At 70.5% G+C, this 23,271-nt stretch carries 21 protein-coding genes and 1 riboswitch; of the genes, 11 read left to right on the forward strand and 10 right to left on the reverse strand.

Going from position 1 to position 23,271, the window contains the following annotated elements; genetic code table 11:
• Positions 1-54: 54 nt before the first annotated feature.
• Positions 55-1,509, forward strand: a complete 1,455-nt coding sequence (locus ACFVJX_RS07075; protein ID WP_384134683.1) for a M1 family metallopeptidase — start codon at positions 55-57, stop codon at positions 1,507-1,509.
• Positions 1,510-1,537: 28 nt separating this feature from the next.
• Here the strand turns inward: ACFVJX_RS07075 and ACFVJX_RS07080 are convergent, their stop codons facing one another.
• A complete protein-coding gene (locus ACFVJX_RS07080; RefSeq protein ID WP_384134686.1) occupies positions 1,538-3,121 on the reverse strand; it encodes a M4 family metallopeptidase in 1,584 nt (527 codons plus the stop codon).
• Between the two features lie 284 nt (positions 3,122-3,405).
• Positions 3,406-3,981 (reverse strand): TerD family protein, encoded by a 576-nt coding sequence (locus tag ACFVJX_RS07085; RefSeq protein ID WP_384134689.1) that lies wholly within the window; start codon positions 3,979-3,981, stop codon positions 3,406-3,408.
• Positions 3,982-4,221: 240 nt separating this feature from the next.
• On the opposite strand from ACFVJX_RS07085, the gene arfB reads away from it, so the two are divergent.
• On the forward strand, positions 4,222-4,656 hold the full coding sequence (gene arfB, locus ACFVJX_RS07090) for an alternative ribosome rescue aminoacyl-tRNA hydrolase ArfB (RefSeq protein ID WP_384134692.1): 435 nt from the start codon (positions 4,222-4,224) through the stop codon (positions 4,654-4,656).
• Between the two features lie 36 nt (positions 4,657-4,692).
• On the opposite strand, the gene ACFVJX_RS07095 is transcribed toward arfB, so the two are convergent.
• On the reverse strand, positions 4,693-5,199 hold the full coding sequence (locus ACFVJX_RS07095; RefSeq protein WP_384134695.1) for a flavin reductase family protein: 507 nt from the start codon (positions 5,197-5,199) through the stop codon (positions 4,693-4,695).
• 311 nt (positions 5,200-5,510) lie between these two features.
• On the opposite strand from ACFVJX_RS07095, the gene cdgB reads away from it, so the two are divergent.
• Together cdgB and ACFVJX_RS07105 are read left to right on the forward strand one after the other, a co-directional pair.
• Positions 5,511-7,160, forward strand: a complete 1,650-nt coding sequence (cdgB, locus tag ACFVJX_RS07100; protein WP_384134698.1) for a diguanylate cyclase CdgB — start codon at positions 5,511-5,513, stop codon at positions 7,158-7,160.
• Positions 7,161-7,314: 154 nt separating this feature from the next.
• On the forward strand, positions 7,315-8,301 hold the full coding sequence (locus tag ACFVJX_RS07105) for a CBM35 domain-containing protein (RefSeq protein WP_384134701.1): 987 nt from the start codon (positions 7,315-7,317) through the stop codon (positions 8,299-8,301).
• A gap of 68 nt (positions 8,302-8,369) precedes the next feature.
• Here the strand turns inward: ACFVJX_RS07105 and ACFVJX_RS07110 are convergent, their stop codons facing one another.
• From ACFVJX_RS07110 to ACFVJX_RS07130, 5 genes are all read right to left on the reverse strand, one after another.
• Positions 8,370-9,221: a ketose-bisphosphate aldolase gene (locus ACFVJX_RS07110; protein ID WP_384134704.1), complete on the reverse strand. Its 852-nt coding sequence runs from the start codon at positions 9,219-9,221 to the stop codon at positions 8,370-8,372.
• A 58-nt stretch (positions 9,222-9,279) separates the two neighbouring features.
• Complete coding sequence (locus tag ACFVJX_RS07115; protein ID WP_384134707.1) at positions 9,280-10,224, reverse strand: 1-phosphofructokinase family hexose kinase; 945 nt, start codon at positions 10,222-10,224, stop codon at positions 9,280-9,282.
• Positions 10,225-10,408: 184 nt separating this feature from the next.
• The gene (nagA, locus tag ACFVJX_RS07120) at positions 10,409-11,569 is read right to left on the reverse strand and encodes an N-acetylglucosamine-6-phosphate deacetylase (protein ID WP_384134710.1); all 1,161 of its coding nucleotides are present in this window, start codon (positions 11,567-11,569) and stop codon (positions 10,409-10,411) included.
• On the reverse strand, positions 11,569-12,501 hold the full coding sequence (locus ACFVJX_RS07125; protein WP_384134713.1) for an ROK family protein: 933 nt from the start codon (positions 12,499-12,501) through the stop codon (positions 11,569-11,571). The genes nagA and ACFVJX_RS07125 overlap by 1 nt, the downstream gene beginning before the upstream one ends.
• 121 nt (positions 12,502-12,622) lie before the next feature.
• Positions 12,623-13,531: an SIS domain-containing protein gene (locus tag ACFVJX_RS07130; protein WP_384134717.1), complete on the reverse strand. Its 909-nt coding sequence runs from the start codon at positions 13,529-13,531 to the stop codon at positions 12,623-12,625.
• Between the two features lie 294 nt (positions 13,532-13,825).
• Here ACFVJX_RS07130 and ACFVJX_RS07135 point away from each other — a divergent pair, with 294 nt between their 5' ends.
• From ACFVJX_RS07135 to otsB, 3 genes are all read left to right on the forward strand, one after another.
• The gene (locus tag ACFVJX_RS07135) at positions 13,826-15,043 is read left to right on the forward strand and encodes an extracellular solute-binding protein (RefSeq protein WP_384134720.1); all 1,218 of its coding nucleotides are present in this window, start codon (positions 13,826-13,828) and stop codon (positions 15,041-15,043) included.
• A gap of 32 nt (positions 15,044-15,075) precedes the next feature.
• On the forward strand, positions 15,076-15,393 hold the full coding sequence (locus tag ACFVJX_RS07140) for a DUF3263 domain-containing protein (protein ID WP_384134723.1): 318 nt from the start codon (positions 15,076-15,078) through the stop codon (positions 15,391-15,393).
• A gap of 155 nt (positions 15,394-15,548) precedes the next feature.
• A complete protein-coding gene (gene otsB, locus ACFVJX_RS07145) occupies positions 15,549-16,406 on the forward strand; it encodes a trehalose-phosphatase (RefSeq protein ID WP_384134726.1) in 858 nt (285 codons plus the stop codon).
• Here otsB and ACFVJX_RS07150 read toward each other — a convergent pair.
• Together ACFVJX_RS07150 and ACFVJX_RS07155 are read right to left on the reverse strand one after the other, a co-directional pair.
• Complete coding sequence (locus ACFVJX_RS07150; protein WP_384134729.1) at positions 16,383-17,777, reverse strand: trehalose-6-phosphate synthase; 1,395 nt, start codon at positions 17,775-17,777, stop codon at positions 16,383-16,385. The two genes, otsB and ACFVJX_RS07150, sit on opposite strands and share 24 nt — an antisense overlap.
• A gap of 58 nt (positions 17,778-17,835) precedes the next feature.
• Positions 17,836-18,789, reverse strand: coding sequence for a glucosyl-3-phosphoglycerate synthase (locus ACFVJX_RS07155; RefSeq protein WP_384134741.1), 954 nt, complete (start codon positions 18,787-18,789; stop codon positions 17,836-17,838).
• Between the two features lie 153 nt (positions 18,790-18,942).
• A riboswitch (SAM riboswitch) is annotated at positions 18,943-19,069 on the forward strand.
• Between the two features lie 17 nt (positions 19,070-19,086).
• Between ACFVJX_RS07155 and thrC the strand changes: the two genes are divergently transcribed.
• The 4 genes from thrC to groL all read left to right on the forward strand — a co-directional run bounded on the left by thrC (position 19,087) and on the right by groL (position 23,243).
• A complete protein-coding gene (gene thrC / locus ACFVJX_RS07160) occupies positions 19,087-20,379 on the forward strand; it encodes a threonine synthase (RefSeq protein ID WP_384134732.1) in 1,293 nt (430 codons plus the stop codon).
• Positions 20,380-20,423: 44 nt separating this feature from the next.
• On the forward strand, positions 20,424-20,699 hold the full coding sequence (locus ACFVJX_RS07165; protein ID WP_384134735.1) for a MoaD/ThiS family protein: 276 nt from the start codon (positions 20,424-20,426) through the stop codon (positions 20,697-20,699).
• A gap of 412 nt (positions 20,700-21,111) precedes the next feature.
• Positions 21,112-21,318 carry a cold-shock protein gene (locus tag ACFVJX_RS07170; RefSeq protein WP_003967346.1) on the forward strand — a complete coding sequence of 69 codons (207 nt, stop codon included), beginning with the start codon at positions 21,112-21,114 and terminating at the stop codon, positions 21,316-21,318.
• A 299-nt stretch (positions 21,319-21,617) separates the two neighbouring features.
• Entirely contained in the window at positions 21,618-23,243 is a 1,626-nt protein-coding gene (gene groL / locus ACFVJX_RS07175) for a chaperonin GroEL (RefSeq protein ID WP_384134738.1), read from the forward strand.
• Positions 23,244-23,271: the final 28 nt, after the last annotated feature.

A 23,271-nucleotide genomic window follows, 5' to 3' on the forward strand; every position in this document is an offset into this window, starting at 1 on the left:
GCAACGGCCCCGAGTTCCCCCGCACTCCGACATTCCGCACATAGGATCATCGGCGTGGAGCAACGACCCGCGGTACTCGGCCCGGCGCCCGGCACGGTTCGCACGCCCCGGAGGGTGGCGAGGAGCACCGTCCTGCTCCTCGCCCTGGCGGTCCTCGCACCCGCCTGCAGCGCGTCGGCCGGTGGTGTGAGCGGCTCTCCGGGCGCCTCCGGTCTGCGAGATCCGTACTTCCCCAGGATCGGCAACGGCGGCTACGACGTCACGCACTACGATCTCGCGCTCGACGTCGACCCGGACGCCCACCGGCTGCGCGGCACCGCCACGATCACCGCGCGGGCCACCCAGGACCTCAGCTCGTTCAACCTCGATCTGGCCGGGCTGACGGTCACGTCGGCCGCGGTGGAGGGGCGTCCCGCCGCCGTGAACCGGGCGGGCGACGAACTGACGCTGCGTCCGGACATCAAGGTCCAGGACCGGCTGCGCCGGGGCCGGTCGTTCCGCACGGTCGTCCACTACTCGGGCTCCCCGAAGACCATCACCGATCCGGACGACTCCGAGGAGGGCTGGCTGCCGACCGCCGACGGTGTGGTGGCGCTGGGCGAACCGACCGGCTCCATGGCCTGGTTCCCGGGCAACAACCACCCGAGCGACAAGGCCTCCTACGATCTGTCGGTCACCGTCCCCCGGGGGCTCACGGCCGTCTCCAACGGCGAACCGGCCGGCTCGCCCACGACGGCCGGGGGGCGCACCACGTACCGCTGGCACACGCCCGAACCGATGGCGAGTTACCTCGCGACACTGGCCGTGGGCCGCTTCGAGACGAAGACGTCGAAGATGGCGGGCGGCATCACGGTGTTCACCGCCGTGGACCCGGATTCGGCGAAGGCGAGTGCGCGGACCGTGGCCCGGGTCCCCGAGGTGGTGGAGTGGGAGGCCGCGCACTTCGGTCCGTATCCGTTCTCCGCGACCGGCGCCATCGTCGAGCGCAAGGGGGACGCGGGGTACGCGCTGGAGACGCAGAACCGGCCGTTCTTCCCCGGGCCGCCGAGCATCGGACTGCTCGTCCACGAGATGGCGCACCAGTGGTTCGGTGACTCGGTCACGCCCGCGAGCTGGCGGGACATGTGGCTCAACGAGGGGCTGGCGACGTATGCGGAGTGGCTGTGGGAGGAGGAGAAGGAGGGCACACCGGCCCAGGACTCCTTCGACGACGCGTACGAGAACGAGGACAACTGGGCTTTCCCGCCGGCCGATCCGCCGGCGGCGGCGAACATCTCGGATCCGCCGGTGTACGGGCGCGGGGCGATGGTGATCCACAAGATCCGCGAGGCGGTGGACGACGACAAGCGGTTCTTCGCGCTGCTCGCGGGCTGGACGAAGGCCCACCGGCACTCCAACGCCACCACGGCGGACTTCACCGCCTATGTGGAGAAGGCGACCGGTCGGGATCTGACCGGGCTGTGGAAGAAGTGGTTGTACGGCAGGAGCCGGCCTGCCGCGGACGGCTGACCGGCTCCCGGGAGCAACGGATGGGGCGTTACTTCACGTTGACGCCGGTCCAGGCGGCGTCGACGGCCTTCAGCTCGGCGCTGTCCGCACCGTAGAGGTCGGTGGCGGCCTTCTCGGTCGCCGTGCGGGCGTCCGCGTAGTCGGTGGAGGAGGTCATGTACTCGGAGAGGGCCTTGTACCAGATCTGGACGGCCTTGTCCCGGCCGATGCCGGTGACGGTGGAGCCGTCGGAGGTCGGGGAGTCGTAGTCGACGCCGTTGATGGTCTTGGCGCCGCTGCCCTCGGCCAGCAGGTAGAAGAAGTGGTTGGCGACACCGGACGAGTAGTGCACGTCCTCGTTGCCGACGCTGCTGTCCCAGTAGTCGGCCGAGCCGCCGTCCTTGCTCGGCTCGTCCATGTAACGCAGCGGGGTGCCGTCGCCGTTGATGTCGATCTTCTCGCCGATGAGGTAGTCGCCGACGTCGGTGCTGTTGTCGGCGAAGAACTCGACCGCGGTGCCGAAGATGTCGCTGGTCGCCTCGTTGAGGCCGCCGGACTCGCCGACGTAGTCGAGGTTGGCGGTCGACGCGGTCAGCCCGTGGCTCATCTCGTGGCCGGCGACGTCGAGGCCGGTGAGGGCGCTCTTGTTGTCGGCGCCGTCGCCGTACGTCATGCAGAAGCAGCTGTCGTCCCAGAACGCGTTGACGTACGCGTCGCCGTAGTGGACGCGGGAGTAGGCGGCCTTGCCGTCGCCCGCGATGCCGTCGCGGCCGAGCACGTCCTTGTAGAAGTCCCAGGTCTTCGCGGCGCCGTAGTGGGCGTCGACCGCGGCGGTCTGGCGGTCGTTGCCGGTGCCGTCGCCCCACGTGTCGTCGTCGTCGGTGACCAGGTCACCGGTGCCGCTCTCGCCCTGGTTCAGGTCGTACGTCTTGTGGCCGCCGCGGTCGCCGTCGGTCAGGTCGAAGCCGGAGCCGGACTTGGTGGTGGACAGGTCGACCTTGCCGCTGTACTGGCTGTTGCCGACGCCGGCGGTCTCGATCTCCTCGTAGCTGTGCAGCACCTTGCCGGTGGTGGCGTCGGTGATGATCCGCTTGCGGCTCGGGGTGCCGTCCTTCTGCACCCCGGTCTTCACCGACTCCAGCGCGAGGACGGGCTCGTTGCCGCCCGCGTAGATCACCTTGCGGGCACCGGCCACGGTCTTGATCTTCGCCGTCGTGGAGGGCACGGATATCTTGGCGTCGGTCGCCTTGGTGACGCTCTTCAGCGTGCCGTTGCTCGCGGTGTGGGTGACCAGGTCGCCGCCGATGACGGGCAGCCCGTCGTAGGTGCGCTCGTAGCGGGTGTGGACCGTGCCCTTGGCGTCCTTGATCACGTCACGGGCGATCAGCTTCTCCTTGCCGCCGAGCTTGAGCGTGGCGGCGGCCGAGGAGGCGTCGGCCTGAGCCGACTTGATGGCGGTGGCGTGCTTCGAGGCGCTGCTGAAGGCCGGCGCGGCGGTGCTGGGAGAGGCGGAGGAACCGTCGTTCGGGGTACCCGGGCTGGCGTTCGCCGCACCGGTCTGCACTCCGACGACGACCATCGCGGCCACGGCGGCCAGTGCTGCGGCGCGACGGGTGTTCATGTGGGGGGTCATGGGTTCTCCGTTGCTCGTTCCGTGGGGGGTTACGAGCGGAGAGCGTGCCACCTAATGACCGACATTGACCGTGCACTAACAATTACCTCACATTTCCTTGACCAGTTCTTGTCCGACTGAGACGCGTTCATGTCCGTTATCCGGCGGACTTCCTTCGGAGTTCCATCGATTGGGCAACACCGCGTGGCGTGCGTCCCATTGGGCGGAATCAGTGGTATGCGGACACGCGGAAGCCCCCGGCCGCAGGACGATCGGCCGGGGGCTCCCGTGGGGCGGACGGAGCGTCAGAGAGTGACGCCGAAGTCCTGCGCGATGCCGCGCAGGCCGGAGGCGTAGCCCTGGCCCACGGCGCGGAACTTCCACTCGGCGCCGTTGCGGTACAGCTCGCCGAAGACCATGGCGGTCTCGGTGGCGGCGTCCTCGCTCAGGTCGTAGCGGGCGATCTCGGAGCCGCCGGCCTGGTTGAGGATGCGGATGTAGGCGTTCCGCACCTGGCCGAAGTTCTGGCTGCGGGTCTCGGCGTCGTAGATCGACACCGGGAAGACGATCTTGTCGATGTCCGCCGGCAGGCCCGCCAGGTTGACGTTGATCTGCTCGTCGTCGCCCTCGCCCTCACCCGTGACGTTGTCACCGGTGTGCACGATGGTCTGGTCCGGGGTCGCCTTGTTGTTGAAGAAGACGAAGTGACCGTCGGAGAAGACCTTCCCGGCGGCGTTGACCGCGATCGCCGAGGCGTCGAGGTCGAAGTCGGTGCCGGTGGTGGTCCGGACGTCCCAGCCGAGGCCGACCGTGACGGCGGTGAGGCCGGGGGCCTCCTTGGTGAGGGAGACGTTGCCGCCCTTGGACAGGCTTACTGCCATGGGAAGTCCCTTTCATCTGTCGTGTGCGGGCTTCGTGTCGTCACGAAGCTACCGTCACAGTCCATAACGCAGGCAGGGGACCGGGAGGTTCCATCCGGCTTTACTTTCTTTGCCGAACCGACGCCTTGCCGGGCGGGGCCGAGACCGCCGGCTGGGGATCGCGGCTAAGGGCCGCAGTCGAGGGCCGCGGCTGAGGGCCGCGGCTAAAGGAGATGACGAACAGGCGGTACTGCGGGGAACATGGGTGTCATGTCCGGGCCCTATTTCATCCGCGGTGCGGTCTCCCTGCCGGAGGCCGAGCTCATGTGGCGTTTCTCGCGGTCCTCGGGGCCCGGCGGGCAGCACGTCAACACCAGCGACTCCCAGGTGGAGCTGCGCTTCGACCTCGCGGCGACCGACTCGCTGCCCGAGGTGTGGAAGGAGCGCGCGCTGGAGCGGCTGGCCGGCCGGCTGGTCAACGGCGTGGTGTCGGTCCGGTCCTCCGAGCACCGCTCGCAGTGGCGCAACCGTGAGACGGCCGCGGTGCGGCTCACCGCGCTGCTCGCCGAAGCGACAGCGCCGCCCCCCAAGCCGCGCGTGAAGCGCAAGATCCCGCGCGGTATCAACGAGCGCAGGCTGCGCGAGAAGAAGCAGCGCGGCGACACCAAGCGGGGCCGCTCCGGCCGCGACTGGTGAGGACGCGGCGGCTTCCTGCGCCCGCCCGCCCCGCCGTCAGCCCAACTGCCGGTAACGCCCGCGGAAGTACGTCAGCGGGCCGCCGTCCTCGCCCGGCAGCTGCGCGCCCAGCACCCGTCCGATCACCAGCGTGTGGTCGCCCGCGGTGATCCGCTGCTCCGTCCGGCACTCCAGGGTGGCGAGCGCGCCCCCGACCAGCGGGGCCCGGGTGATCTCCCCGCGTACGCAGGGGATGTCCTCGAACAGCAGCCGGTCGCTGATCCGGCCCTTCATGGCGAACCTTCCGGCGATGTGCCGCTGGCTCTCCGCCAGTACCGAGACGGCCCACAGCGGCTGCTCCGCCAGCAGGTCGTCCATCCGTGAGTCGTTGCGCACGCTCACCATCACCAGGGGCGGGTCCAGCGACACCGACATGAAGGCGGTCGCGGTCATTCCCACGTCCTCGCCGCGCCCGTGCTCGTCGAGCGGCGGCTCCTGCGCGGTGATCAGCACCACACCGGCGGCCAGTCGGGCCAGGGCGCCACGGAACTCGTCGTTGCTCACCCCCTCAGCATGGGGGACGGGCTCGGAACGCGGGGCGGGGGGCTTCGTCTGCAACACACCGGGAACGCTAGCCGGGGCCGGCGCGCCGCCGCATCGGGCCAGGGGACCAGTCAGGTCCTAGGACCGGCGCCGCGGGACATCTGGGGCCTTTGCCATCTGTTGTGACTTGAGTCACAGAGCGCAGTATTTGTTGACCCTGTGTACCGGGTGCACAGCTCACTGTGATTCAGTGGCCGTGACACTGCAGTAAGTACGTCAAGTACGCCGATATGAAACCTGGAGTGCTGTCGACGTCTCGGGGAGTGCGAGCGATGGAGGCCGAGTCGGAGCCGTACGTCCGTCTTGCGACGATGCGGCAGCTGCACCAGGCCGTGGCCGATCTCAACACGGCACGGAGCCTGGCCGACACGCTGCAGACCGTGGCCGACGGGATCGTCGCCGGTCTCGGTTACGAGCTGGCCTGCGTCAACCTCGTCCGTCCCGACGGTGATCTCGTGGTCGCCGCCTTCGCCGGGAACAGCGCCGCCGAGGCCCTGATCACCGGCCGCGTCGGCTCGCGCGACTCCTGGGAGCGCCGGCTCGCCATGGGCGAGATATGGGACGAGCTCCGCTTCATACCGCACACGGACGGCTGGATCCTCCTCGACGACGACGTCCCGCAGTGGCACACCGAGGGGCCCGAGCCCCGCTTCGAGGACGAGTGGCACCCGCAGGACCGGCTCTACGCCCCCATGTACGCCTCCGGCAGCGGTCAGGACCTCCTCGGCGTCATATCCGTCGACCGCCCCCGCAACGGCCGCCGCCCCGGCGCCTGGGGCCGCGAGGCGCTCCAGATGTACGCGTCCCAGGCGGCCATCGCGATCAGTAACGCCCGCCTCCGGGCGAACATGCAGCGCGCCCTGGTCCGTCTGGAACGGGAGCAGCAGGCGCTGCGGGCCAGCGAGGAATCCTTCCGCCAGGCCTTCGAGTACGCCCCCAGCGGCATGGCCATCGCGGAGATGGGCGGCGACCAGCACGGCCGGCTCCTGCGCACCAACGACGCCCTGTGCCGGCTGCTCGGCCGCCCCGCCTCGGTGCTGCGCCGTTACTCCTTCGCCGATCTGGTCCACCCCGAGGACATCGGCACCCTGCTCCGCACGTCGGCCGAGGGCGGCCGCGCCGAGCTGCGGCTGGGCCGCCGGGACGGCACCTACCTCTGGGTCTCGCTGCGCAACTCCGTCGTCGCGGACACGGCGGACGGGCCGCGCTTCCTGCTCACGCACGTCGAGGACATAGAGGAGCGCAAGCGCCACGAGCTGAACCTCGCGCACCGGGCCTCGCACGACGCCCTCACCGGCCTGCCCAACAGCGCCGAGCTGCGCTCAAGGCTCAGCGCCCGGCTCTGCGAGCGCCCGCACGCGACCGCGTCCACGGACGTGCAGGCGCTGGACGCTGCGTACGGCGACGTGGACGAGGCCCGCGCGCACGGCTTCCCCGCCGACGGCTTCGACGCGGGGGCGGGCGTCGGCCCGTACGACCACCATGTGCATTCCGTCGCACCCGACACCGGGAAGGACGACGGGTCGAAGGGCCTCGCGGTCCTCTTCTGCGACCTGGACGGCTTCAAGTCGATCAACGACCGCTTCGGTCACCACACCGGGGACGCCGTCCTCATCGAGGTCGCCCGCCGGCTCACCACGTGTGTCCGTGACGGGGACACCGTCGCCCGGCTCGGGGGTGACGAATTCGTCGTCCTCGCGGACGGGCTGGGGTCCGCAGACGCCGCGGACCTGGCCGTACGTCTGCGTAACGCCATCATTCCGCCCATTCGGGTCGATGGCCGGGCGGTGCGGGTCGGGGCGAGTTTCGGCATCGGGTGGGCCGCCTGCGGCATGACCGCCGAAGAGGTTCTGCGCTCCGCCGACCAGCGGATGTACGTCGAGAAGCGGTCCCGGTCGAAGGTTCACCGCAGGGCCGGCTGACGTTCACCGGGGTGTCCGGCGCCTACCCCGTCCCGGCCCCCGCCGCCACCTGCGGCAATTCTTGGAGTGGTCCGTTCGGGGTAGGCTCGGCCGGTCGGCGACGGCTGACGGTATACGGCTGACGGCCGGCGACATGGTGAGGAGTGACCAAGGGATGGCCGGGAACAACGGCGCGAGCACGCCCGAGGACGACGATCCGTTCGGCTACCTCTACGAGGACGGACAGGCGGCCGGCGCACAGCCGCCGCGCGGACAGGGTGGCTACGGCTACCCGGGCCCAGCCGCGCAGCCCGGTGTGCCCCGTACCTCCTACAACCAGGTGCGGACCGTCGGCGAGCGCCAGTACGGACAGCAGGTCCCGCCGCAGCAGGGCTACGGATACCCCCAGGGGCAGTACGGACAGCCTCAGGGCCAGTACGGGCAGCCGAACGCGCAGTATGCGGCCCCGGAGACGTACCCCGGCGCCCAGACCGCGCAGGTCCCGCACCAGGGCGGCCGCGGCAACGGCGGCGGCCCCGGCAAGGGCGGCCCCAACACCAAGGGCCTGCTGATCGGCGCGGTCGCGGTCGTCGCGGTCGTACTCATCGGCATCGGCGCCGCGCTGATGACGGGCGACGACGACAAGGGCGACAAGAAGGACGAGGCGTCATCCTCCTCCGGTACGGACGGCCAGGCCGACGAGTCGCCGAAGCCGGACGACTCCCCGAGCGCATCGGCCGACGTCGAGCTCCCGAAGCAGGACGCGGCGTCGCTGAAGCTCGGCGGCGGGGCGGTCACCGACAAGTCCGTCGACGGCGCACAGGGCCCCGGTGGCGTGTACATCAACGGCTTCAACGCCGTGGGCTCCTCGGTGACCTGGGAAGCGAACGTGGAGGAGGCCGGCAGCTACAAGCTCAACGTGCGCTACGCCATCCCGGCCAAGGACGCGGACGCCACCCTGACGGTGAACGACAAGGCGAACAACTCCCCCCTCGGTCTGAAGAACTTCATCCACAGCGATGACCCCGACTGGGCGAAGAACTGGCAGACCACGTGGGCGCCGGTGACGCTCCAGCAGGGCAAGAACACCATCAAGCTGTCCTGCGAGACCGGCAACAAGTGCGATGCCATCCTTGACTGGCTGGAAATCACGAAGCCGTAGCAGTCCCTCGGCAGGCCCCCGGCAGCCCCTCGGGGCCGCCGGCGGGCGCCCGCCGGCGGGCGCCCGCCTCAGCCCATCAGCGCCAGGAACCCCGCCACCGTCGCCGCCATGGCCTCGCGGCCCGGGGCGATGTACTTGCGCGGGTCGACGCCCGTGGTGTTCTCGGCCAGGTGGGCCCGGACGGCTCCGGTGAACGCGGTGTTCAGGGCCGTACCCACGTTGATCTTGACCATCCCCGAGGAGGCGACGGCCTGGCGGATCTCGTCGTCCGGGACGCCGCTGGAGCCGTGCAGCACCAGCGGGACGGGGACGGCTTCGCGCAGCCGGCCGATCAGGGCGTGGTCCAGGGCGGCGGTGCGCTCGGTCATGGCGTGCGATGAGCCCACCGCGACGGCCAGCGCGTCGACGCCGGTCGCGGCGACGTACGCGGCGGCCTCGGCCGGGTCGGTGCGGACGCCGGGGGCGTGGGCGTCGAGCGGGGCCTCGCCCTCCTTGCCGCCGACCTTGCCGAGTTCGGCCTCGATCCAGATGGCGCGCTCGTGGCCCCAGGCGACGGCCTCGGCGGTGGCCCGGACGTTGTCCTCGTAGCTCAGCTTGGACGCGTCGAACATCACCGAGCCGAAGCCCTCGTCGGACGCCCGGTGCAGCAGGTCGACGGACTCGACGTGGTCGAGGTGGAGGGCGAGCGGCGCGGAGGAGGCGCGGGCCACTGCCGCGGCCGCGGCCGCGATGGCGGAGAGCCGGCCGCCGTGGAACTTCACGGCGTTCTCGGAGATCTGGAGGATGGCGGGGGCGCCGGCACGCTCGGCACCGGTCGCGATGGCCTCGGCGTGTTCCAGCGTGATGACGTTGAAGGCGGCGATTCCGCGTCCCTCGGCCTGGGCGGCGGAGACGAGTTCACCGGTGCTGACGAGCGGCATGCTGACCTCTGGTGTTTTCCCCGGGCCCGGCGGAGGGGCCCGGTGCGGTGTGCGGCGCTCAGACCGCGCCTGGTGCGTGTTCCTCGATGGCGACGCGCGGCAGCAGCTCCTCGTAGGCCGCGCGGTCGAAGTCTCCGGCGGTGGGGGCCAGCACGGTCGCCGTCGACAGTGCCACCGCCCGACGCAGCCGGTCCGGCCAGCTCAGGCCCTCGACGAGACCGGACAGCAGCCCGGCGACCGCCGAGTCGCCCGCCCCGGTCGGGTTGCCCTTCACGGGGGCGGGCGGGGACGCCTGCCAGCCGCCGTCCGGGGTGGCTGCCAGCATGCCGGCCGGGCCCAGTGAGGCGATCACCGTGTGCGCGCCGCGGCGGCGGGCGTCGCGGGTGGCCCGCAGGGGTTCGCGGCCGCCGGTGAGCTGGGCGAGCTCGTCGGCGTTGGGCTTGATGAGGTCGGGGCGGGCGGCGATGCCGCGGCGCAGCGGTTCGCCGCTGGTGTCCAGGAGCACCGGGACGCCCGCCGCGCGGGCCGGCCGGATCAGTTCGGCGTAGGCGCCGACGTGGATGCCGGGCGGCAGGCTGCCGCACAGGGCGACGGCGTCGGCGCCGGTGAGCAGTTCCTCGTACGCCTGGCGGAAGGCGGTCCACTCGGCGGCCGTGACGTGCGGTCCGGGTTCGTTGAACTGGGTGGTGTCGCCGGTGGCCCGGTCGGCCACGGCCAGGGTGCGGCGGGTGTCGCCGGCCACCGGGACGAGTGCGTCGGTGAGGGTCGCGGAGCCCGTCGGCAGCGCCGCGAGCAGTTCGCGCAGCACCGCTCCGGTGGCGCCTCCGGCGAAGCCGGTGACGACGGTGTCGTGGCCGAGGGCGGTGGCCACCCGGGCCACGTTGACGCCCTTGCCGCCGGGGCGCTCGGAGAGCTCGGTGACGCGGTGGCTGGTGTGCGGGACGAGGGCCGGGACGCGGTACGTGAGGTCGAGTGCCGTGTTCAGTGTGACCGTGAGGATCACCGCGGCTGCCTCCTGACTCGTGATCCGTGCCGAGCGCGGATCCCTTGCCAGAACGCGCGTTCCCTGCTGTTTTCCCGGACGATCATGCCAAAGAGACGGCGGTCGGCCCAGACCTCCGGACCAACCGCCGTCTCTTCGTTACGTATCCGCACGTATCCGCCACACCGTCCTCGACCTGCGGCCTTCAGACCGCGGCGGCCGCCGGCCGGATGATCCACTCGCCCTTGCGCATGACGCCCTTGAGCGTGAAGTCGGCGTCCAGGACCACCAGGTCGGCGTCCTTGCCCGGTTCCAGCGAGCCGACCCGGTCGTACACGCCGAGCAGCCGGGCCGGGTTGGCGGAGATGGACTGCACCACGTCGCCGACCGGGATCCGGTCGATGGTCACGGCCCGGTGGAAGGCGGTGTCCAGGGTGAGCGTGGAGCCGGCGATGGAGCCGCCCTCGACGAGCCGGGCGACGCCTTCCTTGACCTCGACGGCGAGCGGGCCCAGCTGGTACTGGCCGTCGCCGAAGCCGGCCGCGTCCATGGCGTCGGTGATCAGGGCGACGCGGTGGGCGCCCGCGTGGTGGTAGGCCAGCTCCAGGGCGGCCGGGTGCAGATGGGTGCCGTCGTTGATCAGCTCGACGGTGATCCGCTCGTCCTCCAGGAGGGCGGCGATCGGTCCCGGTGCGCGGTGGCCGAGGCCCGGCATCGCGTTGTAGAGGTGCGTGGCGACGGTGGCGCCCGCGTCGATCGCCTCGACGGTCTGCTCGTACGTGGCGTCGGTGTGCCCGATCGCGGCGATCACGCCGTGCTCGGCGAGCAGCTGGACCGACTCGATGCCGCCGGGCAGTTCGGTGGCGAGCGTGAACATCTTCGCGGTGCCGCGTGCGGCGTCCATCAGCTTGCGGACCTCGGCCGGGTCCGGGTGGCGCAGCAGGGCCTCGCTGTGCGCGCCCTTGCGGCACGGCGAGATGAAGGGGCCCTCGAAGTGGATGCCGGCCAGATCACCCTGTTCGACCAGCTCGGAGAGGATGCCGGCCCGTCCGGCGAGGAAGTCCATCTCACCGGTGACCGTGGAGGCGACCAGGGTGGTGGTGCCGTGTTCGCGGTGGGTGCGGACACCGTGCAGTACGTCCTCGACGGTGCCGGAGGTGAAGGAGGCGCCGCCCCCGCCGTGGTTGTGCATGTCCACGAAGCCCGGAACGATCCAGTGGCCCGACAGGTCGATGGCCGGGACGCCCTCCGCCGTACTGCCGGCGATGCGGGTGCCCTCGACGATCACCCGGCCGTCCTCGACGGTGCCGGTGGGGAGTACCACCCGGGCACCTGCGAGAACGGTGCTGTCTGCGCGTCCGGCCATCAGGCGGATACCTCCGTGGAGAGAAGATCCCAGGCGAGCAGCCCTGCGCCCAGGCATCCGGCGGTGTCCCCGAGGGCCGCCGGGACGATGTGGGGCAGCTTCTGGAACGTGACGCGTTCCTCGACGGCCGCACGGAGTGGTGTGAACAAGGTTTCCCCCGCCTCGGCGAGACCGCCACCGATGATGACGACGCGCGGGTCCAGCAGGGTGAGCGCGGTGACCAGCCCCGCGGCGAGGGCGTCGACGGCGTCGCGCCAGACCGCGACGGCCGCGGGGTCGCCGGATTCGACGGCCTTGGCGCAGTCCGCCGCGTCGGCCTCCGGGTCGCCGGAGGCGGCGGCCCAGGCCCGGCTGACGGCGGACGCGGAGGCCAGCGTCTCCAGACAGCCGCGCTGGCCGCAGTTGCAGTCCGGGCCGTCCGGCCGGATCACGATGTGGCCGATCTCGCCCGCGTAGCCGTGGGCGCCCGCCTCGATGCCCCCCGCGATGCCGATGGCACCGGCGATCCCGGTGCCCAGCGGTACGAAGAAGAAGCGGTCGGCGCCCTTGCCCGCACCGATCCGGCCCTCGGCGAGTCCGCCGGTCCTGACGTCGTGGCCGAGGGCGACGGGTACGCCGCCGAGCCGTTCGCCGAGCAGCTGCCGCATGGGTACGTCACGCCAGCCGAGGTTCACGGCGTTGACGGCGATCCCGTTCTCGGCGTCGACGATGCCGGGCACGGCGACGCCGGCCGCGAGGGCGCTCTCACCGAAATGCTCCTCGCCGTACGTACGCAGATCCGCCGCGAAACCGAGGACCGACTCCACGACGGCGTCGGGTCCCCGCTCTCTGCCGGTCGCGCGCCGCGCCTCGTACAGCAGGGAGCCGTCGGCCCCGACCAGTGCGGCCTTCATTCCGGTGCCGCCCACATCGAGGGCGATGACGTGTTTCACGGGAAACAGTTTCGCCCGACGGACCCCAAAAGGTCTAGTCCACTATCGTGTTTGTTGCGCATCCATACAAAATCGGCCCGCAACGGGGTGGCGATCCGCCGACGACGCGCCCCGCGAACCCTCAGCCCGGCAGGATCACGCTGCGGGAGAGATTGCGCGGGTGGTCCGGGTCGTACCCCTTCGACTCCGCGAGCACCACCGCGAGCCGCTGGGCCCGGATCAGGTCGGCCATCGGGTCCGCGGAGCCATGGGCCACGAGCGTGCCGCCGACCCCCGCGACCTCGCCCGCCAGTCCCTCCGGCAGTGCGCCGAACACCCATGCCACCCGGTTCGGGCCGGTGATCGCGATCGGGCCGTGGCGGTACTCCATCGCGGGGTACGACTCGGTCCAGGCGCCCGCCGCCTCACGCATCTTCAGCCCGGCCTCCTGCGCGAGGCCGTAGGTCCAGCCGCGCCCCAGGAACGTCCACTGCTCGGCCGAGACCACCGCCTCGTCCAGCGGCTCGGTCACCGCCAGCTCCGCGTCGACGGCGGCCTCGGCGACCGTCTTCACGCCCGCCGGGAGCGGACCGGCGGCCTCGAGACCGGCCCGCAGGAAGGCGAGCGCGGTGGTGGCGAACCGGGTCTGCACGACCGACTCCTCGTCGGCCCAGTCCAGTACGGCCACCGTGTCGGCGGCGTCCATGACGGGCGTCGCCGGGTCGGCGGTCAGCGCGACCGTGGGGGTCCTTCCGCGCAGTTCTCCGAGCAGGGCGAGCACCTCGCTCGTGGTGCCGGAGCGGGTGATCGCCACGACCCGGTCGTAGGACCGGCCGGAGGGGAACTCCGAGGAGGCGTACGCGTCCGTCTCGCCCTGCCCCGCCGCCTCGCGCAGGGCCGCGTAGGCGATGGCCATGAACCAGGAGGTGCCGCAGCCGGTGACGGCGACCCGCTCACCCGGACGCGGCAGCCCGTCGGCCACCGCGCCCGCCTCGGCGGCACGCCGCCAGCAGCTGGGCTGGGTGGCGATTTCTGATGCGGTACGGGACATGCTGAACGGCTCCTTGCGGCAAAGGTCTGGACCAATAAGGGGCAAGGGCCTTGTGCCGGGCCCAGGTTGACCGAGACCTACTTAGCAGTCACTCCGCGTCCCGTGCAATGCTGCTGTGTTGCCGAAGCGATATCGAGGTGGTGTAGACCTCGTCCGAAGCGGTGGGGGAAAATCGCAGCTCATCCGGAGTGCCCCACGATGACGTGGGTGTCGCGGATGACGTAATCGATGAGAACGGACTGGGCTGTGCAGCGGCGCTATTTGGGACTGACGGCGGCTGTCGCCGCTCTGGGGATGACGGCAACGTTGTCGGGGTGCGGCGGCGACGGCGGCTCGGGCGACGTCACGCTGAAGCTGGTCGCGGCCGACTACGGCACCGGCGAGGCGAACAAGTCGGACAAGTACTGGGACGGGATCGCCAAGGGGTTCGAGGCGTCCCACCCCGGTATCAAGGTCGATGTGTCCGTCCTGCCCTGGACGGACATCGACCGCGAGGTCGCCGAGATGGTGAAGGCCGGAAAGGCCCCCGACATCGCGCAGATCGGTGCGTACGCGGACTACGCCAAGGCCGGAAAGCTCTACTCCGCCGACCAGATGCTCAGCATCCGCACCCAGGCGAACTTCCTGCCGGTCCTCGCTGACGCGGGCCGGGTCAGCCAGGTCCAGTACGGGCTGCCGTTCGTGGCCAGCACCCGGCTGCTCTTCTACAACAAGAAGCTCTTCAGCCAGGCGGGCCTCGACGCCCCGCAGACCTGGAGCGACATCGCCAGTGACGCCGCCGCGCTCAAGCAGCACGGTGTGAAGGTCCCGTTCGCGCTGCCGCTCGGTCAGGAGGAGTCCCAGGCGGAGACCCTGATGTGGCTCCTCAGTGGTGGCGGTGGCTACACCGACGACGTCGGCTCGTACAACATCGACTCGGCCGAGAACATCAAGACGTTCAACTGGCTGAAGACCAACCTCGTCGACAAGAAACTGGTCGGCCCCGTCGCCCCCGGCAAGCTCAACCGGGCGAAGGCCTTCGCGGACTTCACCAGCGGCGACGTCGGCATGCTCAACGGTCACCCGACGCTGATGCAGGAGGCCGAGAAGAAGGGCGTGGACGTCGGCATGGTGCCGCTGCCCGGCATCTCCGGGCCGACCGACGGCTCGATGGGCGTCGCCGACTGGATCATGGGGTTCAAGCAGAACGACCACCGGACCCAGATCGGCAAGTTCTTCGACTACATGTTCAGCGACAAGAACGTCATCGACTTCGCCGACACGTACGACCTGCTGCCGGTCACCGACAGCGCGTCGGCCTCGATGGAGACCGACCCCAAGTACAAGTCGCTGCGCAAGTTCCTGTCCGCGCTGCCGAACGCGGAGTTCTACCCGGTCGCCAAGACGTCCTGGGCCCAGACCAGCGAGTCCATCAAGAAGAACATCGGCGAGGCGGTCGAGCCGGGGGCGAATCCCGAGAGCGTGCTCGAGCGGATATCGCAGGACGCGACGACGGCGGAGAGCGCGGAGTAGCGGTCCGCCGCCCGCGCAATATATTGGCTGATATGACCGCCCCGCCTCCTACTCCTCCGAACGGCTCCGACGGCTCCGACGGCTCCGAGCCCGAGCCCGAGCCCGAGCCGGCGCCCGCGCCTTCCGCAGGGCTTTCCGACCGGGACCGGGCCGTCCTGGCGGTCGAGCGGCAGTCGTGGGCGGGGCCGGGGGCGAAGGAGCGGGCGATCAGGGAGGGTCTCGGGATCTCGCCGACGCGCTTCTACCAGTTGCTGAACGCGCTGCTGGACGACCGGCGTGCGCTGGAGGCCGACCCGGTCACGGTGAACCGCCTCCGCCGCGTACGCGCCGCGAGACGCGACCGCCGCTGACCCCGGGGGCTCCGCCCCCGCACCCCCGCGCCTCAATCGCCGGCGGGGCATTTCAAGCCCCTCCGGCGATTGAGGAGCGGGGTTCGGGGCGGAGCCCCGGTCGGGCCCCGCGTACCGCCCCCCGCGTACCGCCCACCGGCTATAGGCTCGGACGCATGGGCAGCCACCCGCACACCGCACCCCTGCCGGCCCCGACGACCCCCGCCGGACAGGACGGCCTCGCGGCCATCCTCGCCCGCCCCGACCGTGCCGTCATCGCACTCGATTTCGACGGCACACTCGCCGACATCGTCCCGGACCCGGAACAGGCCCGCGCCCACGCCGGCACCGTCGAAGCACTGGCCGCGCTCGCGCCGAAGGTCGCCTCCATCGCAGTGATCACCGGCCGCCCGGCCGGCGTCGCGGTCCGCTACGGCGGCTTCGCCGGGGTCGCGGGCCTGGACCACCTCGTCGTCCTCGGCCACTACGGCGCCGAGCGCTGGGACGCCGTCACCGGCACCGTCCGCGCCCCCGCCCCGCACCCAGGCGTCGCCGCCGTGCGGGCCGAACTCCCCGGTGTGCTCGACAGGTTCGACTCCTGGCGCGGTACGTGGATAGAGGAGAAGGGGCAGGCGCTCGCCGTCCACACCCGCCGCGCCGAGGACCCGCAGGCGGCCTTCGAGGCCCTGCGCGGCCCCCTCGGCGAGCTCGCCACCCGGCACGGTCTCATCGTCGAACCGGGCCGGCTGGTTCTGGAGCTGCGCCCGGCCGGCATGGACAAAGGCGTGGCGCTCACCGAGTACGTGCGCGAGACGGGCGCCGGGTCCGTGCTCTACGCGGGCGACGACCTCGGCGACCTCGCCGCGTACGCCGCCGTGGAGAAGCTCCGCACCGAGGGCCCCGAAGGCACCCCCGGCCTGCTGATCTGCAGCGGACGAGCGGAGGTGCCCGAACTGGCCGAGCGCGCCGACCTGTTGGTGCCGGGGCCGGGAGCCGTCGTGGAGTTCCTGTCAGCCCTGGCGCAGCGCCTCTAGCTGGTCCAGGAACCACTGCTGCGGCGGCAGCGCGGTCGCCGCAGCGGCCAGCCGCTCCGTGCGTGCCGCCCGTTCGTCGTCCGGCATCGTCAGCGCCTCGTGCAGCGCGTCGGCGGTGGCGGACACGTCGTACGGGTTCACCGTGATCGCGTCGTCGCCCAGCTCCTCGTACGCCCCCGCCTCCCGCGACAGGACCAGCGCGCAGCCGTCGTCGGACACGACCGGGACCTCCTTGGCGACCAGGTTCATCCCGTCCCGGATGGGGTTGACGAGTGCCACGTCGGCCAGCCGGTACGCCGCCAGCGAGCGGGCGAAGTCGTCCTTGACGTGGAGCACCACCGGGGTCCAGTCCGCCGTGCCGTGCACCGCGTTGATGTCGTCGGCGACGCGCTGCACCTCGGCCGTGTACTCCCGGTACACCGCGAGGTCCTGCCGTGAGGGGTAGGCGAACGCGATGTGGACGACGCGCCCGCGCCACTCGGGCCGCCCGTCGAGCAGGGCGCGGTAGGCGAGCATCCCGCGGACGATGTTCTTGGACAGCTCGGTGCGGTCCACCCGCACGATCGTCCGCCGGCCGGGGCCCACCTGCTCCCGCAGGGCCGCCATGCGCTCGTCGACGTCCGCCTCGTGCGCGCGGCGGGTCAGGAAGTCCGCGTCGGCGCCGAGCCCGTGCACACCGATGCGGGTGCGGCCGGTGCCGCCGAGGATCTCCGTGCAGCAGCCGATGAACGCGTCCGCCCACCGGCGGGTCAGGAAGGCCGCCCGGTCGGCGCCGAGGATGCCGTGCAGCAGTTGCTCGGCGATGTCGTCGGGGAGCATCCGGAAGTAGTCGACGGGCGCCCACGGGGTGTGCGAGAAGTGGCCGATCCGCAGATCGGGCCGGAGTTCGCGGAGCATGCCGGGCACCAGCGCCAGGTGGTAGTCCTGCACCAGGACCGCCGCACCCTCGCCCGCCTCCTCGGCGAGCGCTTCGGCGAAGGCCCGGTTGTAGGTCTCGAAGGAGGCCCACTGACGGCGGAACTCCGCGTCGAAGACGGGCTCCACGGGGGTCTGGTAGAGCAGGTGGTGGACGAACCAGAGCACCGAGTTGGCGATGCCGTTGTACGCGTCGGCGTGCACCTCCGCGTCGATGTCGAGCATCCGCACGCCCGGTTCGCCGACCCCGCGCCGCACCGCCTCGCGGTCGCCGTCTCCCAGGGCGGCGCAGACCCACACCTTGTCGTCGACCGCGCTGAGCCCGGAGACGAGCCCGCCACCGCCCCGTTTCGCGTCGAGCGAGCCGTCCTCACCCAGCGTGTACGAGACCGGACCGCGGTTGGACGCGACGAGTACCTGGGCGGTGGCGGACTGAGGGGCGTGCTCGGAGACCATGTTGCGGAATCTAGCCCGATCACGAACCGCCCAAACGTGCGTACGGCCGCGCTCCGTCTCAGGCCGCGCGGCGCGAGACGTACTCGGCGATCTCGCGCATGGGCGGCCGCTCCTCGGTGTCCACCGGGTAGGTGTGCGGGACGAAACCGTGCTCGCCGCGCTCGAACTGGGTGAGCGCGGGGCGGACCAGATGCCCCCGGGAGAGCCGCAGCTGGGCGGTCCGGTAGATGGCCGCCGCCATCCGGCCGAGCGCCTGGCCGTCCTGGTGGCGGTGTTTGCGCACCCCGACGTCGACCTGGCCGAGCGCGTCCAGGCCGACCGTGTGCAGGGCGTCGACGAGCAGCCCCAGCTCCACTCCGTAGCCGACCGGGAACGGCAGCCGTTCCAGCAGTGAGCGGCGCACGGCGTACTCGCCGCCCAGCGGCTGGACGAAGCCCGCCAGCTGCGGCCAGTGCAGATTGAGCAGCGGACGTGCCACCAGTTCGGTGACCCGGCCGCCCTGGCCCGCGGTGTCCCCGAGGGGACGGTCGTACATCGCCTTGACGAACTGGACCGAGGGGTCGGTCAGCAGCGGGCCGACGATCCCGGAGACGAAGTCGGCCGAGAAGTCCTTGAGGTCCGCGTCGATGAAGCAGACGATGTCCCCGCCGGTCACCAGGAGTGAGCGCCACAGCACCTCGCCCTTGCCGGGGACGGCCGGGACGCGGGGCAGGATCGCGTCCCGGTGGATCACCCGGGCCCCCGCGCGGCGCGCGACCTCGGCGGTGGCGTCCGTGGAGCCGGAGTCGATCACCACGAGTTCGTCGACCAGCCGGACCTTCTCCATCAGCTCACGCCGGATCGTCGCGACGATGTCGCCGACCGTCGCCGCCTCGTTGAGTGCGGGCAGCACGACGCTCACGCTCCCGTTCCCGCTCTGGGGGTCACTCCTGGTGGCCAGGAGCCGGTCCAGCGGACGGTCGGCGACCGACCAGGAACGCCTGGTCAGCCAGCGTTCGACCTCTTCCAGCACGGTCGATACTCCCTGTATGTGATCCATCTCGCGGTTCGGACGGCTATCTCAACAGTCCGGTGCTTCGGTTACAGTCTTGAACAACGCAGATGGCCGTCGCATGCCGGGGTCCGTCCGCCGATAAACGCCTGGATCGATGGTCCAGTGCCACAGCGCTCATCCAGAGGGACAGAGGGAACGGCCCGTTGAAGTCCCGGCAACCCTCCCGCCGACCGCGAGGTCAGGTGGGGAAGGTGCCAATTCCGTCTTGTGGCGAAATGCGTCACGAGGAAGATGAGGAGAAAGGGCCTCGCCATCATGGCTGTTCAGACTGTTGCAGCACACACCGATGCTTCTGTGGACCTCGGTCCCGCCGCGGCACTTTCCTGCCGCGAGTGCGGAGAGCGTTTCGAGCTCGGCCCCCTCTTCGCCTGCGCGACCTGTTTCGGGCCGCTCGAAGTGGCGTACGACCTGCCGAGCGGCTCCCCGGACGAGCTGAGGAAGCGCATCGAGGCCGGACCCAACAACATCTGGCGCTACGCGCCGCTGCTGCCGGTCCCCTCCGATGTCGCGGACAAGCCCAACATCAACCCCGGCTTCACCAAGCTGGTCAAGGCCGACAACCTCGCCCGTGAGCTGGGCGTCACCGGCGGTCTGTACGTCAAGGACGACTCCGGCAACCCGACGCACTCCTTCAAGGACCGCGTCGTCGCGATCGCCGTCGAGGCCGCCCGCGCCTTCGGTTTCACCACGCTCTCCTGCTCCTCCACCGGCAACCTGGCCGGAGCGGTCGGCGCCGCCGCCGCCCGTGCCGGACTGCGGTCCTGCGTGTTCATCCCGCACGACCTGGAGCAGGGCAAGGTCGTCATGGCCGCGGTGTACGGCGGTGAGCTGGTCGGCATCGAGGGCAACTACGACGACGTCAACCGCTTCTGCTCGGAGCTCATCGGCGACCCGCTCGGCGAGGGCTGGGGCTTCGTCAACGTCAACCTGCGCCCGTACTACGGCGAGGGTTCCAAGACGCTCGCGTACGAGATCTGCGAGCAGCTCGGCTGGCGGCTGCCCGACCAGATCGTCATCCCGATCGCGTCCGGCTCGCAGCTCACGAAGATCGACAAGGGCCTCCAGGAGCTGATCAAGCTCGGCCTGGTCGAGGACAAGCCGTACCGGATCTTCGGCGCCCAGGCCGAGGGCTGCTCGCCGGTCTCCACCGCCTTCAAGGCCGGCCACGACGTCGTGCGCCCGCAGAAGCCGGACACCATCGCCAAGTCCCTGGCGATCGGCAACCCGGCCGACGGCCCGTACGTGCTGGACATCGCCCGCCGCACCGGTGGCGCCGTCGAGGACGTCAACGACGAGCAGGTCGTCGACGCGATCAAGCTGCTGGCGCGCACCGAGGGCATCTTCGCCGAGACCGCGGGCGGGGTGACGGTCGGTGTGACGAAGAAGCTGATCGAGGCCGGTCTGCTGGACCCGTCGCTCACCACCGTCGTCCTGAACACCGGTGACGGCCTCAAGACGCTGGACGCGGTGGCCGCCACCTCGCAGGCGACGGCGACGATCCGTCCGAGCCTGGACGCCTTCCGCGCCGCCGGCCTCGGCACCAGCTGACCCACCGAGCCGACCCACCCGAGACTCCAGGAAGGGCACCCACCATGAGCGTCAAGGTCCGTATCCCCACCATCCTCCGCACCTACACGGGAGGCCAGGCCGAGGTCCCGGCCGAGGGCGCGACCCTCTCCCAGGTCATCGAGTCCCTGGAGAAGGACCACCCGGGGATCGCCGCCCGCGTCCTGGACGACCAGGGCAAGCTGCGCCGCTTCGTGAACGTGTACGTCAACGACGACGACGTGCGCTTCGAGGGCGGCCTGGAAGCGGTCACCCCGGACGGCGCCGGCATCTCGATCATCCCGGCCGTCGCGGGCGGCTGACCGCATCCGCGTCACCGTGATTGCCCCCTCCGCTTCACAAGCGGAGGGGGCAATTCTGCATGGTTGAGCGCGGTAGAGTGTGGGAAGTCCCCTCCGCTGCCCGTGCCAACCGCATATGAGAATGCGCCTGGCCACGACAAGATGCAGCCAAAGTACCTGATCCTCTTGCGCCATAAGTCGCCTTTGCCTGGCCCGACTTGCCCAGGATCCTCACGAATTCCTCATATTCGGGCGCTCCGTGCTGCCTGGAATTCTCGTCCGATTGACCTGTTGCAGAGGGCAGTTGGGCAGATACATTCGGCCGCGGTCGACGCGTTCCGGCGCACGCACCCTCGCCTGTCGGAGGGTGAGTTCTGACCCAGGGCCCGCGAAGTGCGGTCCTGTGCAAGGGCCAGTAATAGGGGAGTTAGGCATGGCTCAGGGCACCGTCAAGTGGTTCAACGCGGAGAAGGGGTACGGCTTCATCGCGGTCGACGGTGGTGCGGATGTTTTCGTCCACTACAGCGCGATCCAGATGGACGGATACCGCACCCTCGAAGAGGGTCAGCGAGTTGAATTCGAAATCTCGCAGGGCCAGAAGGGGCCGCAGGCGGACATGGTCAAGCTCGCCGTCGGCTGAGCTCGGCGCGGTCGGCCAACGACACTACTCACGCACGTGAGGCCCGTACCTCCCACCGGGGTACGGGCCTCACGTGCGTCTGTGCGCCCCTGCCCGACGTGCCTTCGGCGCTTGCACTCAAGGGGGTCGAGTGCTAATCATTGGCGTTAGCACTCTCCAGGTGAGAGTGACAGAAACTTGGACCGGGCCGGTGAGGCCCGCAGGTCCGTCGGGGCAAGGAACCGGCGGGCGGCAGGCCGTCCGTCGCGGGCGCCACTCGGTCCGGAGAAATCCACCCCTGTCCGGGAGGACCACTTCATATGGCCAAGATCATCGCGTTCGACGAGGAGGCCCGGCGCGGTCTTGAGCGCGGCATGAACCAGCTCGCCGACGCCGTCAAGGTCACCCTCGGCCCCAAGGGCCGCAACGTCGTCCTTGAGAAGAAGTGGGGCGCCCCCACGATCACCAACGATGGTGTTTCCATCGCCAAGGAGATCGAGCTGGAGGACCCGTACGAGAAGATCGGTGCGGAGCTGGTCAAGGAGGTCGCCAAGAAGACGGACGACGTCGCCGGCGACGGTACGACCACCGCCACCGTTCTCGCTCAGGCGCTCGTCCGCGAGGGCCTGCGCAACGTGGCCGCGGGTGCGAACCCGATGGCTCTCAAGCGGGGCATCGAGAAGGCCGTCGAGGCCGTCTCCGCCGCCCTCCTGGAGCAGGCCAAGGACGTGGAGACCAAGGAGCAGATCGCTTCGACGGCCTCCATCTCCGCCGCCGACACCCAGATCGGCGAGCTCATCGCCGAGGCCATGGACAAGGTCGGCAAGGAAGGCGTCATCACCGTCGAGGAGTCCCAGACCTTCGGTCTGGAGCTGGAGCTCACCGAGGGTATGCGCTTCGACAAGGGCTACATCTCGGCGTACTTCGCCACGGACATGGAGCGCATGGAGTCGTCCCTCGACGACCCGTACATCCTGATCGTGAACTCGAAGATCAGCAACGTGAAGGACCTCCTTCCGCTGCTCGAGAAGGTCATGCAGTCCGGCAAGCCGCTGCTGATCATCGCCGAGGACGTCGAGGGCGAGGCCCTGTCGACCCTGGTCGTCAACAAGATCCGTGGCACCTTCAAGTCCGTCGCCGTCAAGGCGCCCGGCTTCGGTGACCGCCGCAAGGCCATGCTCGGCGACATCGCCATCCTCACCGGTGGCACCGTCATCTCCGAGGAGGTCGGCCTCAAGCTGGAGAACGCCGGTCTCGACCTGCTCGGCCGCGCCCGCAAGGTCGTCATCACCAAGGACGAGACGACGATCGTCGACGGCGCCGGTGACAGCGACCAGGTTCAGGGTCGCGTCAACCAGATCCGTGCCGAGATCGAGAACTCCGACTCGGACTACGACCGCGAGAAGCTCCAGGAGCGCCTCGCGAAGCTGGCCGGCGGCGTGGCCGTCATCAAGGCCGGTGCCGCGACCGAGGTCGAGCTCAAGGAGCGCAAGCACCGCATCGAGGACGCGGTGCGCAACGCCAAGGCCGCCGTCGAGGAGGGCATCGTCGCCGGTGGTGGCGTGGCTCTGCTCCAGGCCTCGGCCGTCTTCGAGAAGCTCGAGCTCTCGGGTGACGAGGCGACCGGCGCCAACGCCGTCAAGCTGGCGCTGGAGGCCCCGCTCAAGCAGATCGCCGTCAACGGTGGTCTCGAGGGTGGCGTCGTCACGGAGAAGGTGCGCAACCTGCCGATCGGTCACGGCCTCAACGCCGCGACCGGCGAGTACGTCGACATGATCGCCGAGGGCATCATCGACCCGGCGAAGGTCACGCGCTCCGCCCTGCAGAACGCCGCGTCCATCGCCGCGCTCTTCCTCACCACCGAGGCCGTCATCGCCGACAAGCCGGAGAAGGCCGCTGCCGCGGGCGCTCCGGGCGGCATGCCGGGCGGTGACATGGACTTCTGATCCTCCACGGATCAGCAGTTCCTGCACA

Origin of the sequence: Streptomyces sp. NPDC127177, assembly GCF_042672475.1 — a bacterium.
Lineage (GTDB): Bacteria > Actinomycetota > Actinomycetes > Streptomycetales > Streptomycetaceae > Streptomyces.